8 protein-coding genes are annotated in these 13671 nt (G+C 73.0%); 5 read left to right on the top strand and 3 right to left on the bottom strand.

The window, feature by feature from the left end:
• Window positions 1-28 precede the first annotated feature (28 nt).
• Entirely contained in the window at window positions 29-2350 is a 2322-nt protein-coding gene (locus ABZX65_RS03335) for an FdhF/YdeP family oxidoreductase (RefSeq protein WP_355333955.1), read from the bottom strand.
• Between the two features lie 167 nt (window positions 2351-2517).
• On the opposite strand from ABZX65_RS03335, the gene polA reads away from it, so the two are divergent.
• The 4 genes from polA to ABZX65_RS03315 all read left to right on the top strand — a co-directional run bounded on the left by polA (window position 2518) and on the right by ABZX65_RS03315 (window position 8162).
• On the top strand, window positions 2518-5235 hold the full coding sequence (polA, locus tag ABZX65_RS03330) for a DNA polymerase I (protein ID WP_355333953.1): 2718 nt from the start codon (window positions 2518-2520) through the stop codon (window positions 5233-5235).
• Window positions 5236-5472: 237 nt separating this feature from the next.
• Window positions 5473-6744 (top strand): lytic transglycosylase domain-containing protein, encoded by a 1272-nt coding sequence (locus ABZX65_RS03325; protein WP_355333950.1) that lies wholly within the window; start codon window positions 5473-5475, stop codon window positions 6742-6744.
• 196 nt (window positions 6745-6940) lie between these two features.
• The gene (locus ABZX65_RS03320) at window positions 6941-7075 is read left to right on the top strand and encodes an SPW_0924 family protein (RefSeq protein ID WP_188282936.1); all 135 of its coding nucleotides are present in this window, start codon (window positions 6941-6943) and stop codon (window positions 7073-7075) included.
• A gap of 61 nt (window positions 7076-7136) precedes the next feature.
• The gene (locus ABZX65_RS03315; RefSeq protein WP_355333948.1) at window positions 7137-8162 is read left to right on the top strand and encodes a DUF3068 domain-containing protein; all 1026 of its coding nucleotides are present in this window, start codon (window positions 7137-7139) and stop codon (window positions 8160-8162) included.
• A 173-nt stretch (window positions 8163-8335) separates the two neighbouring features.
• Here the strand turns inward: ABZX65_RS03315 and hrpB are convergent, their stop codons facing one another.
• Both hrpB and ABZX65_RS03305 read right to left on the bottom strand, forming a co-directional pair.
• The gene (hrpB, locus tag ABZX65_RS03310) at window positions 8336-10912 is read right to left on the bottom strand and encodes an ATP-dependent helicase HrpB (protein WP_355334692.1); all 2577 of its coding nucleotides are present in this window, start codon (window positions 10910-10912) and stop codon (window positions 8336-8338) included.
• A 65-nt stretch (window positions 10913-10977) separates the two neighbouring features.
• The gene (locus tag ABZX65_RS03305) at window positions 10978-11850 is read right to left on the bottom strand and encodes a class I SAM-dependent methyltransferase (protein ID WP_355333945.1); all 873 of its coding nucleotides are present in this window, start codon (window positions 11848-11850) and stop codon (window positions 10978-10980) included.
• Between the two features lie 283 nt (window positions 11851-12133).
• Between ABZX65_RS03305 and rpsA the strand changes: the two genes are divergently transcribed.
• Window positions 12134-13639, top strand: a complete 1506-nt coding sequence (rpsA, locus tag ABZX65_RS03300; protein ID WP_188283396.1) for a 30S ribosomal protein S1 — start codon at window positions 12134-12136, stop codon at window positions 13637-13639.
• Window positions 13640-13671 lie beyond the last annotated feature (32 nt).

Raw genomic sequence — 13671 nt, 5'->3', positions numbered from 1 at the left:
GTGCCCGTACGCGTTTTCCGTGTACTGATCAGTTTTCTACCGGACGGCCCGTGTCGGCCGTGCGTCGGGGGGCGTCCGCCGCGGTCCGCTCCAGCCGGATGACCACCGACTTCGAGGCGGGGGTGTTGCTGGTGTCCGCGGTGTGGTCGAGGGGGACCAGCACATTGGTCTCCGGGTAGTACGCCGCCGCGCACCCGCGCGGGGTCGGGTAGTGCACGACCCGGAAGCCCTCCGCGCGCCGCTCCGTGCCGTCCTTCCACTCGCCGACCAGGTCGGCGTAGTCGCCGTCGGCCAGACCGTTGGCCGCGGCGTCCTCGGGGTGCAGCAGGACGACGCGGCGGCCGTTCTTGATGCCGCGGTAGCGGTCGTCCAGACCGTAGATGGTGGTGTTGTACTGGTCGTGCGAGCGCAGCGTCTGGAGCAGCAGCCGCCCCTCGGGCACCGCCGGGTACTCGACGGCCGCGGCCGTGAAGTTGGCCTTGCCCGTCGCGGTGGGGAAGGTGCGGCTGTCGCGCGGGGCGTGCGGCAGCGTGAAGCCGCCCGGGCGCCGCACCTTGGCGTTGAAGTCCGCGAAGCCGGGGACGACCCGCGAGATACGGTCGCGGATCGCGTCGTAGTCCCGCTCGAAGTCCGCCCACGGCACCACGCTCCGGTCGCCGAAGACGGCGCGGGCCAGCCGGGTCACGATCGCGGGCTCCGACAGCAGATGCGGCGAGGCCGGGTCCAGACCGCCGCGCGAGGCGTGCACCATGCCCATCGAGTCCTCGACGGTGACGAACTGCGGGCCGCCCGCCTGCCGGTCCTTCTCCGTACGGCCCAGCGTCGGCAGGATCAGCGCGCGGGCGCCGGTGACGGCGTGCGAACGGTTCAGCTTGGTGGACACATGGACGGTCAGCCGCGCCTTGCGCATCGCGGCCTCCGTGACGTCGGTGTCGGGGGACGCGGCGACGAAGTTGCCGCCCATCGCGAAGAACACCTTCGCCGTCCCGTCGCGCAGCGCCCGGATCGCGCGCACCACGTCGAAGCCGTGCTCGCGCGGCGGCGCGAAGCCGAACTCCTTCTCCAGCGCGTCCAGGAACGCCGCCGGGGGCCGCTCGAAGATGCCCATCGTCCGGTCGCCCTGCACATTGCTGTGCCCGCGCACCGGGCAGACCCCGGCGCCGGGGCGGCCGATGTTGCCGCCCAGCAGCAGGAAGTTGACCACCTCGCGGATGGTCGGCACCGCGTGCTTGTGCTGGGTCAGGCCCATCGCCCAGCACACCACGACGCTCTTGGCGTCCAGCACCAGGGCGAGCAGCCTGTCGATCTCGGCCCGCGCCAGACCGGTGGCGCGCTCCACCTCGTCCCAGTCGGTGGCGAGCGCGGCGGCCTCGTACTCCGCGAAGCCGTGGGTGTGCTCCGCGATGAAGTCGCGGTCCAGCGCGCCGGCCTCGATCAGCAGCCGGCCCAGCGCGCGGAACAGCGCCTGGTCGCCGCCGAGCCTGATCTGGAGGAACAGATCGGTCAGCACGGTGCCGGAACCGGCGAGACCCGAGGCGTTCTGCGGATTCTTGAACCGCTCGAGACCCGCCTCCGGAAGCGGGTTGACCGACACGATCGTCGCCCCGCCCTGCTTGGCCTTCTCCAGCGCGGACAGCATCCGCGGGTGGTTGGTGCCCGGATTCTGCCCGGCGACGATGATCAGGTCCGACCGGTACAGATCCTCCAGCAGCACACTGCCCTTGCCGACGCCCAGCGTCTCGGTCAGCGCGGAACCCGACGACTCGTGGCACATGTTGGAGCAGTCCGGCAGATTGTTGGTGCCCAGCTCGCGGGCGAAGAGCTGGAAGAGGAACGCCGCCTCGTTGCTGGTGCGGCCCGAGGTGTAGAAGACCGCCTCGTCCGGGGTGTCCAGGGCGGTCAGTTCGTCCGCGACGATCGAGAAGGCCCGCTCCCACGGCACCGCCTCGTAGTGGTCGGCGCCTTCCGCCAGATACATCGGCTGCGTGATCCGGCCCTGCTGGCCCAGCCAGTAGCCGCTGCGCCGCGCGAGGTCGGAGACCGGGTGCGCGGCGAAGAAGTCCGGGGTCACCCGGCGCAGCGTCGCCTCCTCGGCGACCGCCTTCGCGCCGTTCTCGCAGAATTCGGCGACATGCCGGTGGTCCGGCTCGGGCCAGGCGCAGCCCGGACAGTCGAAGCCGCCCTTCTGGTTGACCTTCAGCAGCGTCAACGTGGCCCGCCGCACCCCCATCTGCTGCCCGGCCATCTTGACCGTGTGCCCGATGGCGGGCAGGCCCGCCGCACTGTGCTTGGGCGCGGAGACCTGCGGAGCGTCCTGGACGGGGTCACCTGAAGGGGGCTTCTTTGCCATACGTCCTTTGTACCGCCTTTGCGCGGCGGGGGAGCCGGCGGGCGGCGCCCGGCTTGATCGGCCCGCCGAGCCGCCCGCCCGGCTCCCGGCCCCGCCGCCCCCCCGCACGGCGTGCCCGCGGCGGGAGGCGTCCTTCGTTGTCGTACCCGCGTGGGAGGATCGGAGACGTGGCAGACAACGCATCCGCATCGAAGACGACCGACCGCCCCCGCCTGCTGCTGCTGGACGGGCACTCGCTGGCGTACCGGGCGTTCTACGCGCTGCCCGTGGAGAACTTCAACACCGCCACGGGCCAGCCGACGAACGCGATCTACGGCTTCACGTCCATGCTGGCGAACACGCTGCGTGACGAGCGGCCGACGCACCTGGCCGTCGCCTTCGACGTCTCCCGCAAGACCTGGCGGTTCGACGAGTTCCCCGAGTACAAGGCGAACCGCTCGAAGACGCCGGACGAGTTCCGCAGCCAGGTCGAGCTGATCGGCGAGCTGCTGGACGCGATGGGCGTCAGCCGCTTCGCGGTCGAGGGCTTCGAGGCGGACGACGTGATCGCCACGCTCGCCACCCAGGCGGAAGCGCTCGGTTACGAGGTGCTGATCGTCACCGGCGACCGGGACTCGTTCCAGTTGGTCACCGAGAACGTGACGGTGCTCTACCCCACCAAGGGCGTCTCCGAGCTGACCCGCTACACCCCGGAGAAGGTCGAGGAGAAGTACGGCCTGACGCCCCAGCAGTACCCGGACTTCGCGGCGCTGCGCGGCGACCCGTCGGACAATCTGCCCGGCATCCCCGGCGTCGGCGAGAAGACGGCGGCCAAGTGGATCACGCAGTTCGGGTCCTTCGCCGACCTGGTCGAGCGGGCCGACGAGGTCAAGGGCAAGGCCGGTGAGAATCTGCGGGCGCACCTGGACGCGGTGAAGCTCAACCGGCGGCTGACCGAGATGGTGCGCGACGTGAGCCTGCCGTCGGGCCCCGAGGGCCTGGCCAGGGAGCCGTACGACAGGACGGCCCTGGTCGGCGTGCTGGACGTGCTGGAATTCCGCAACTCCAACTTCCGGGAGCGGCTGTTCGCCGTCGATCCCGGCGCCGAGCAGGAAGAGGCGGAGATCGCCGAGGGCGTCGCCGTGGAGGGCACCGTGCTCGCCGCGGGCGACCTGCCCGGCTGGCTCGACGAGCACGGCGGCGCGCCGCTCGGCCTGGCCAGCGTCGACACCTGGGCGCTGGGCAGCGGCAGCGTCACCCAGATCGCGCTCGCCTCACCGGAGGTGGCCGCCTGGTTCGACCCCGCGGAGCTGGACGAGGCGGACGAGAAGTCCTTCGCCGCCTGGATCGCCGACCCCGCCCGCCCCAAGGTGCTGCACAACGCGAAGAACGTCGAGCGGGTCTTCGCCGAGCACGGCTGGAGCGTCGCCGGGGTGACGATGTGCACGGCCCTGGCCGCGTATCTCATCAAGCCCGGCCGCCGCTCCTTCGCGCTCGACGTGCTGTCGGTGGAGTACCTGGGCCGCGAGCTGGCCCCGGCCGACGCCGCGGGCGGACAGCTCGCCTTCGGCGAGGAGGGCGAGGACGAGGGCGCCGCCGCGGCCGACGCGCTGATGGTGCAGGCCCGTACCGTCCTCGACCTCGCCGAGGTCTTCGGCGAGCGGCTGCCCGAGGTCGGCGCCACCGAGCTGCTGCACGAGGTCGAACTGCCCACCTCGGCGCTGCTGGCCCGGATGGAACGCTCCGGGATCGCCGCCGACCGGGCCCATCTCGAAGGTCTGGAACAGCAGTTCGCCGCGGCCGTGCAGCACGCGGTCGGCGAGGCGCACGCCTCGGTCGGCCACGAGTTCAACCTCGGCTCGCCCAAGCAGCTCCAGGAAGTCCTCTTCGGCGAGCTGGGCCTGCCCAAGACCAAGAAGACCAAGACCGGTTACACCACGGACGCCGACGCGCTGGCCTGGCTGGCCGCGCAGACCGAGCACGAACTGCCGGTCATCATGCTGCGCCACCGGGAGCAGGCCAAGCTCCGGGTCACCGTCGAGGGGCTGGTCAAGACGATCGCCCCGGACGGACGCATCCACACCACCTTCAGCCAGACCGTCGCGGCCACCGGACGCCTGTCGTCCACCGACCCCAACCTGCAGAATGTGCCGGTCCGCACCGACGAGGGCCGGGCCATCCGCCGCGGCTTCGTCGTCGGCGAGGGCTACGAATCGCTGCTGACCGCCGACTACAGCCAGATCGAACTGCGCGTGATGGCCCACCTGTCGCAGGACGAGGGACTGATCGCCGCCTTCGCCTCCGGCGAGGATCTGCACACCACCGTCGGCTCCCAGGTCTTCGGCGTCGCACGGGACGCGGTGGACGCCGAGATGCGCCGCAAGATCAAGGCGATGTCGTACGGGCTGGCGTACGGCCTGTCCGCCTTCGGCCTGTCCCAGCAGCTCAACATCGAGGCCGCGGAGGCGCGCGGGCTGATGGAGACGTACTTCGAGCGGTTCGGCGGCGTGCGGGACTATCTGCACCGGGTGGTCGAGGAGGCCAGGAACACCGGCTACACCGAGACGCTGCTCGGCCGCCGCCGCTACCTGCCCGACCTCAACAGCGACAACCGGCAGCGTCGTGAGATGGCCGAGCGGATGGCGCTCAACGCGCCGATCCAGGGCTCGGCCGCCGACATCGTGAAGATCGCGATGCTCAAGGTCGACCAGGCGCTCACCGACGAGAAGCTGGAGTCGCGGATACTGCTCCAGGTGCACGACGAAATCGTGCTGGAGGTCGCGCCCGGCGAGCGGAAGAAGGTCGAGACGCTGGTCCGCCGCGAGATGGCGGGCGCGTATCCGCTGCGCGCCGCGCTGGACGTGTCGGTCGGCGACGGCACCGACTGGGAGTCGGCCGCGCACTGACCCCACCCCGCCGCCCGCGCGACCGCGCGACCGCGCGAGTCTGTGACCGGGCTGTGTGAACGAGTCGCGACCCCTCGGTGAAAGGTCCGCCGAGGGGCCGGAAACCTCGGCGGATTGCCGGGATTTGCCCTGGATCGCGTCTTCCCCGACTGTGGTCGGGGGGCTGAAGTTGCCGTAGGGTCAATCGAGTTGTGGCGCGGCCACGCGCCCATCTCGCACCTGGGGAGGACCGCGGACATGTCAGCGCGGCGGTACGGCCGAAGGCTACGCAGGGGAGCGGCGGGTACGGCGGTCGCCGCCGCCGCGATGGCGGCGCTGGGCGCCTCGCAGGCGCCGGGACTCATCCCGGTGGCGCACGCCGCCGCGCGGCAGACGACCACCGTGGCCCCGCCGCCCGGCCCCGCGATCGACGGCGGTTCGCCGTACATCACCGATGTGCCGCCGCTGAACACCCCGACGGACCTCACGAATCCGACCGCCACGCCCTCCGGCGGCCCGGTCGTCACCCCGCTGCCGTCCGGCGGCTCGCTGCCCGCGACCGTCCTGGACGCCTACCGGCGCGCCGAGGCGAGCGTCGCCGCCAGCAACCCCGGCTGCCACCTGCCGTGGCAACTGCTCGCCGCCATCGGCCAGGTGGAGTCCGGCCAGGCCCGCGGCGGCGCCGTGGACGCCAAGGGGACGACGTACACCCCGATCCTCGGCCCGGTGCTCGACGGCAACGGCTTCGCGAACATCAGCGACACCGACGGCGGACGCTACGACGGCGACCCGGTCCACGACCGCGCGGTCGGCCCGATGCAGTTCATCCCCTCGACGTGGGCGAACTGGGGCGCGGACGGCAACGGCGACGGAGTCGCCGACCCCGACAACGTGTACGACGCCGCGCTGGCCGCCGCCCACTACCTGTGCGCCGACGGCCGCGACCTGGCCGTACCGCGGGACATGGACCGCGCGATCCTCGGCTACAACCACTCGCAGGCCTACCTCGACCTGGTGAAGTCCTGGTACGAGCACTTCCGGCAGGGCGACGCGGTCTCCGTGCCCGACCGCCCGGGCACACCGGGCGCGGGCGCGCCGCCGTTCGCCAACACCCCGCGGCCGTCGACCAGTCCGTCCGCGTCGGCCCCCGGCGGCACACCGTCGCCCTCGCCGTCCGGCACCCACCCGAGCGGCGGCATCGTCCCGCCGACCGCGGGCACCCCGTCGACCGGCCCCGGCAAGACCCCGCCGCCGTCGTCGCCGTCGTCGCCGACCGGCACCCCCACGGGAACTCCGACCGGCACGCCGACGGACACCCCGACGACCCCCGGCTGTCCGACGCAGTCCCCGTCGCCCTCGCCGACCGACAGCGCGAGCCCCAGCCCGACCGCGACGCCGACTCCCACGGACACCCCCGGCACGCCCGACCCCTGCGCCACCGACACCCCGACGCCGACGGACACCCCCACCCCCAGCGGTGAGGCGACCGCCAGCGCGGCCACGGGCGCCGCCGTCACCGCGAAGCCGTAACCCGCGACGGGGCATTCCCCGACACGGCACCCCCGGCGCCCCGCGCGCCGGCAACACTCCCACGCACCGGGGACGTTCAGGCGAAAGCCTCACGAACGTCCCCGGTGAAACGTGTTCTCATCTCACCTCCCGGTTGCTACGGTGCCCCGGCCCCGGCCGACGACCGCGTCGGCCCGTGCCCGAGGGAGGTCAGGCCATGCGCGCTCTCGCCGCGGCGGCGATCGGACTCGCCGCCGCCCTCGCCCTGGTCTTCACCGTCACCGCGATCGGCGCGCCCGCGGGTCACACCTCGCCGAAACCCCTGCTGACCACGGTCCCCAGCCACCCCTGAGCCGGTCATACCTGAGCCGGTCACCTCTGAGCCAGCCACCCCTGAGCCGTCTGGAGCCGCGATGCGCCGCAAGTCCAGCCTGGTGCTGCTCGCCCTCGCCGTCTTCTTCGCGACCCTGGCGCCCATGCTGCGCTGGTACGCCTACCCGCGGCTGGCCAAAGTGCCGCCGAGCGAGTACCAGGTCGCCGTCCTCGAGGCGAAGAACGCCACCCTCGTCGACTACTCCAGCCTCACCGCCAAGAAGGTCTCCAAGGTCAGCATCGTGCAGACCCTCAAGGGCAATGTGACGGCGGCCCGGCAGGTCAAGGCCGAGACCGGCAAGGACGTCGTGGTCTGGGACGCGCTCTCCTACGTCGCGGGCCCGGACGGCAAGATGGTCTCGGAGATCCCCGAGCGGTACGTCTTCGACGCGCACACCCAGGAGCCGGTGCACACCGCGAGCGAGTCGGTCGACGGCGATCCGGTCACCCGGCAGGGCATCGAGTTCAAGTTCCCCTTCCTGACCCAGAAGCGCGACTACTACTACTTCGACGCGCAGAGCCGCACCTCCGCGCCGATCCACTACGCGGGCACCCAGCGCTTCCACGGCCTGAAGGTCTACTACTTCGAGCAGACCGTGCCCTGGCAGCGGGTCCCGCTGCCCAAGAAACTGCCCGAGATCGCGCCCGGCGCTCCCGCGCTCACCCCCGAGACGGTCAAGGCCACCGGCATCCAGCGCTGGTACACCACCAAGCGGATGTTCTGGGTCGACCCGACGACCGGCGCGCCCGTCAACGGCGAGGAGATCCACACCGAGGAGCTGCGCTTTCCCGCCTCGACCGGCAAAGCACCGGTCACCGCCTTCGCGGGCGACGTGAAGATGCGGCCCGACTACATCGACTCCATCGTCCATCTGGTCAAGACGCAACGGCAGTTGGTGCTGCTGCTCACCAGCTACCTGCCGTGGGGCTTCGGCGGGTTCGCCGCCGCGCTGCTGGCGCTGTCGCTGCTGCTCGAAGCGCGCGGACGGCGGCCCGCCGACCCGGTGGGCGGCCGGGAGCCCGACCCCGACCGCGCCCCCGACCACCCGGACCCCGTACCGGTCTGACCCACGGCCCGGACCCCGTACGGTCCGAGCCGTGCCCGGACCCCCGCACCGGCCGACCTGTCCCGGACCCCGTACCGGTCTGACCCACGGCCCGGACCCCGTACGGTCCGAGCCGTGCCGGGACCCCGCACCGGCCGATCTGTCCCGGACGCCGTACGGGCCGGGCGGGCTGCCTACGCGCGGCGGCTGTTGTTCGTCCGCTTGGTCGGCTCGGCCGTCGCCGGGTCCTCGGGCCACGGGTGGCGCGGGTAGCGGCCCCGCAGCTCGGCGCGCACCGCGCGGTAGCCGTCACGCCAGAACGACGCCAGGTCCGCGGTCACCGCCGCGGGCCGCCCCGCGGGCGACAGCAGATGCACCAGCAGCGGCACCCCGGCGATCTCGGGCGTCGCCCGCAGCCCGAACAACTCCTGGAGCTTCACGGCCAGTACGGGCTGGTCCCCGCCGTAGTCGATCCGGATCCGCGAACCGCTCGGCACCTCGAACCGCTCCGGTGCCAGCTCACCGAACCGGGCGGCCTCGCCCGTGGCCCACGGCAGCAGCCGGGGCAGCGCGCCGCCCGCCGAGATCCGCTCCAGATCCGCCCGCCGCCCGGCCCGCGCCAGCTCGGGCCCCAGCCACTCCTCGGCCCGCTCCACCAGCGCCCGCTCCGAGACGTCCGGCCAGTTCCCGCCCAACTCCCGGTGCAGGAAGGCCAGCCGCTGCCGTACCTCACGGGCCTCCCGCGACCAGTGCAGCAAACCGGTGCCCTCGCGCCGCAGCCCGTCGAGCAGCGCGGCCCGCACCGCGTTCCGGTCCGGCCGGCGCAGCGGCGCCGCCGACAGCTCCAGTGCGCCCAGCCGCTCCACCCGGCGCGCCACCACGTCCCCGCCGCGCCAGGCCACCTCCTCGTACGACTCCAGCAGCCCGGCCGCCGCCGCCCGCGCGGTGCCCTCGTCGATCACCGCGGCCACCCGCACCCGCGCGTCCGTCCGCCCGACGCCCCGGTCCGCCACGGCCACCGCCACCCACTCCGCCCCGCCCACGCCCCCGCCGACCTCCGCGCCGGTCCCGGACGCCATCACGTATCCGTCGCCGCCCCGCCGCCGCGCGACCCGCTCGGGAAACGCCAGGGCGACGACGAGCCCGGCCGCCGCGTCGTCCGACAGGCCCCCGCCCGCGGCGCGGCTCGCGGGGGACGGGCGGGCCGCGGAGCGCGGGACGGCGGTGTCCGTCGCGGGCGGGCTCCCTTCCGTCACCGTGCCGCGCAGCCGGTCGGCCTCCGCGCGCCAGCGCGCCGCGTACGGGTCGCCGCCGCGGCGGGCGGTGTGCCAGGCGGCGGTGAGGTCGGAGCCGTAGGAGTGGGGGAGTTCTTCGCTGAGGAGCGCGGTGACCTCGGCGGCGCGGCGGGCGCCGAGCACGGGCGCGGAGTCGAGGAGGGCGCGGGCGAGCCGGGGGTGCAGCCCGAGCCGGGCCAGCCGGCGGCCCCGGTCCAGGGCGCGGCCCGAGGCGTCGACGGCGCCGAGGCCGCGCAGCGTGTCGCGGGCCGCGGCCATCGCGCCCTGCGGCGGGGCGTCCAGCAGGGCGAGCCCGGAGGCGTCCGGATCGCCCCAGCAGGCGGCCTGGAGCGCGAAGGCCGTGAGGTCGGCGAGCGCGATCTCGGGGGAGGGGTGCCGGGGCCTGCGGGCGTCCTCGGCCGGCGGCCAGCAGCGGTAGACGGTGCCGGGGCCCTCACGCCCGGCGCGCCCGGCGCGCTGGTCGGAGGCGGCCCGCGACACCCGTACGGTGACCAGCGCGCCGAGGCCCCGCGCGTGGTCCATGCGCGGCTCGCGGGCCAGCCCGCTGTCCACCACGACCCGCACGCCCGGCACGGTCAGACTGGACTCGGCCACGGACGTCGCGAGCAGCACGCGCCGCCGCTCACCGGGCGCCAACGCCGCGTCCTGGACGGCGGCCGGGGCGCGGCCGTGCACCTGGAGCACCTCGATGCCGCCGCCCGCGCCGCCGGAATCCGCGAGGTCCCCGAGCAGACCCGCGACCCGCGCGATCTCCCCGACGCCCGGCAGGAAGCACAGCACGTCCCCGTCGCGCTCCCGCAGCGCCCGCCGCACCACCGTCGCCACATGGTCGAGCAGCGCCCGGTCCACCCGGCCCCCGGCGTGCGTCGCCCGTACGGGACCGGGCGGCGGCGCCCACTCCACGGCCACCGGGTGCAGGACCCCGTCCGCCTCGACCACGGGCGCGGGCGGCCCGTCGGCCCCGCCCAGCAGCGCCGCCCACGCGGCCGTGTCCGTCGTCGCGGACGCCGCGACCAGCCGCAACTCCGGACGCAGCAGGGCCCGTACGTCCAGCAGGAACGCCATGGACGTGTCGGCGTCCAGATGCCGCTCGTGGCACTCGTCGAGCATCACCGTGCTCACGCCCGGCAGTTCCTGGTCGCGCTGGAGCCGTTGCAGCAGCACACCGGTGGTGACCACCTCGACCGCGGTGCGGGCCGAGACCCGCCGCTCGCCGCGGACCGTGAAACCGACGGTCTCGCCGACCCGCTCCCCGAGCAGCCAGGCCATCCGCCGGGCCGCCGCCCGCGCCGCCATCCGCCGCGGCTCCGCGACCAGCACCCGCCCGCCGAACGCGTCGGCGATCAGCAGCGGGACCAGCGTGGTCTTGCCGGTGCCGGGCGGCGCGGCCAGGACGGCGCAGCCCGGCGACCGCAGCGCGGCCAGCAGCTCCGGTACGACGGAGGCCACCGGCAGCGCGCGCCCCTCGGCCCGGATCGCGTACGTACCGGCGCTCCCGCCGGCTTCCCCGCCGGCCGCCCGACCGTCCTGTCCGTCGGCCTTCACTCCGCCGCGCACACGAAGATCGCCGTGCCCGGCAACAGCCGCCCGCGCAGCGGGGACCAGCCGCCCCACTCCTGGTCGTTCCACTCCGGCCACTCGGGCTCGACGAGGTCGACCAGCCGCAGGCCAGCCGCCGCGATCTCGCGGACGCGGTCGCCCAGGGTGCGGTGGTGCTCGACGTACACGGCGATGCCCCGGTCGTCCTCCTCCACGTAAGGCGTGCGGTCGAAGTAGGAGGCGACGGCCGTCAGGCCCTCGGGCCCCGGCTCGTCGGGGAAGGCCCAGCGCACCGGGTGGGTGACCGAGAAGACCCAGCGCCCGCCGGGCCGCAGCACCCGCCGCACCTCCCGCTGGACGCGCGCGGTGTCGGCGATGAAGGGGAGCGCGCCGTACGCGGAGACCGCCAGGTCGAACGAGCCGTCGGCGAAGGGCAGCGCGCCCGCGTCGGCCTGGACCAGGGGCACCAGCGGCGCGCCGTCGGCCGAGGACTCGTCGTCGATCCGCCGCGCGTGCTGGAGCTGCCGGAAGGAGAGGTCGAGGGCGACCGGCCGGGCGCCCTGGGCGGCCAGCCAGCGCGAGCACTGGGCGGCGCCCGCGCCGATCTCCAGCACGTCCTTGTCCTTCAGGGCCGCCGTCGGGCCGAGCAGCCCCGCGTCCGCCTCGTCCAGACCCTCAGGGCCCCAGACGAAGCGGGCGTCGCCCAGGAAGTCGCCGTGCTCCACCTGGTAGTCGTCCGCGTTGCGGTCCCACCACCGGCGGTTGGCCCGGCTGCTCTCCGTGACCCCCGCGCTACGGCGGGTGGCCTCCGGTTCCTCGTGTGCCTCTCGGGGCGCTTCCCGGCGTACGTCCCGGGGATCGGGTCCTTGGATCATCGCGGCAGTCGTCGTACTCTCTGAGAAGACCTGGCACTGGGTGACTTGTGCCGGTTCGGTCCGTTACGCGCCCGGTGGGCTCTTCGTGCGTTGACCGTGCCCGGCTGCCCCCGTATGCTACAAGTTGCGCTGCGAGCCTGCGCGCCTCAGACAGAGCAGGCTGCGCTCGGAATCTGTTGCATACCCCTCGGCCCCACGGCTGTCCGGAATTCGGCAGGAGCGAAAAGGGCTTACGGCGTAGCAGTACCTACGACTTACTGTCCGTACCGGAGTCCTTTCCCTAATGACGAGCAGCACCGAGGCCCCTCGCACCACCCCGCAGGTGGCGGTCAACGACATCGGCAACGAGGAAGCCTTCCTCGCCGCGATCGACGAGACGATCAAGTACTTCAACGACGGCGACATCGTCGACGGCGTCATCGTGAAGGTCGACCGGGACGAGGTCCTGCTCGACATCGGTTACAAGACCGAAGGTGTCATCCCCTCCCGCGAACTCTCCATCAAGCACGACGTCGACCCCAACGAGGTCGTCGCCGTGGGCGATGAGATCGAGGCCCTTGTTCTCCAGAAGGAGGACAAGGAAGGCCGCCTGATCCTCTCGAAGAAGCGCGCTCAGTACGAGCGTGCCTGGGGCACCATCGAGAAGATCAAGGAAGAGGACGGCATCGTCACCGGCACCGTCATCGAGGTCGTCAAGGGTGGTCTCATCCTCGACATCGGCCTCCGTGGCTTCCTGCCGGCGTCGCTCGTCGAGATGCGCCGCGTGCGCGACCTCCAGCCCTACGTGGGCAAGGAGCTCGAGGCCAAGATCATCGAGCTGGACAAGAACCGCAACAACGTGGTCCTGTCCCGCCGTGCCTGGCTGGAGCAGACGCAGAGCGAGGTCCGCCAGACCTTCCTCACCACCCTCCAGAAGGGTCAGGTGCGGTCCGGCGTCGTCTCCTCGATCGTCAACTTCGGTGCGTTCGTGGACCTCGGCGGCGTCGACGGTCTCGTGCACGTCTCCGAGCTGTCCTGGAAGCACATCGACCACCCGTCCGAGGTCGTCGAGGTCGGTCAGGAAGTCACCGTCGAGGTTCTCGACGTGGACATGGACCGCGAGCGTGTCTCCCTGTCGCTGAAGGCGACGCAGGAAGACCCGTGGCAGCAGTTCGCCCGGACCCACCAGATCGGGCAGGTCGTCCCCGGCAAGGTCACCAAGCTCGTCCCGTTCGGCGCGTTCGTCCGCGTCGACGAGGGCATCGAGGGCCTGGTGCACATCTCCGAGCTGGCCGAGCGCCACGTGGAGATCCCGGAGCAGGTCGTCCAGGTCAACGACGAGATCTTCGTCAAGGTCATCGACATCGACCTCGAGCGTCGCCGCATCTCGCTGTCGCTCAAGCAGGCCAACGAGTCCTTCGGTGCCGACCCGGCCTCGGTCGAGTTCGACCCGACGCTCTACGGCATGGCCGCGTCGTACGACGACCAGGGCAACTACATCTACCCCGAGGGCTTCGACCCCGAGACCAACGACTGGCTCGAGGGGTACGACAAGCAGCGCGAGGAGTGGGAGGGCCAGTACGCCACGGCCCAGACCCGCTTCGAGCAGCACCAGGCGCAGGTCATCAAGTCCCGCGAGGCCGACGAGCAGGCCGCGGCCGAGGCCGGTTCCGCCGCCCCCGCCGCGACCGGTGGCCCGGGCGTCTCCGGTGGCTCGTACTCCTCGGAGTCCGACGACACCTCCGGTGCCCTCGCCTCCGACGAGGCCCTCGCCGCCCTCCGCGAGAAGCTCGCGGGCGGCCAGAGCTGACGGCTCTCCGCTAGGCCCAGTCACAACACCGC

This window comes from Streptomyces sp. NPDC003300 (assembly GCF_040610915.1).
Taxonomy (GTDB): Bacteria; Actinomycetota; Actinomycetes; order Streptomycetales; family Streptomycetaceae; genus Actinacidiphila.
This window is presented reverse-complemented; position numbering and strand designations above follow the sequence as displayed.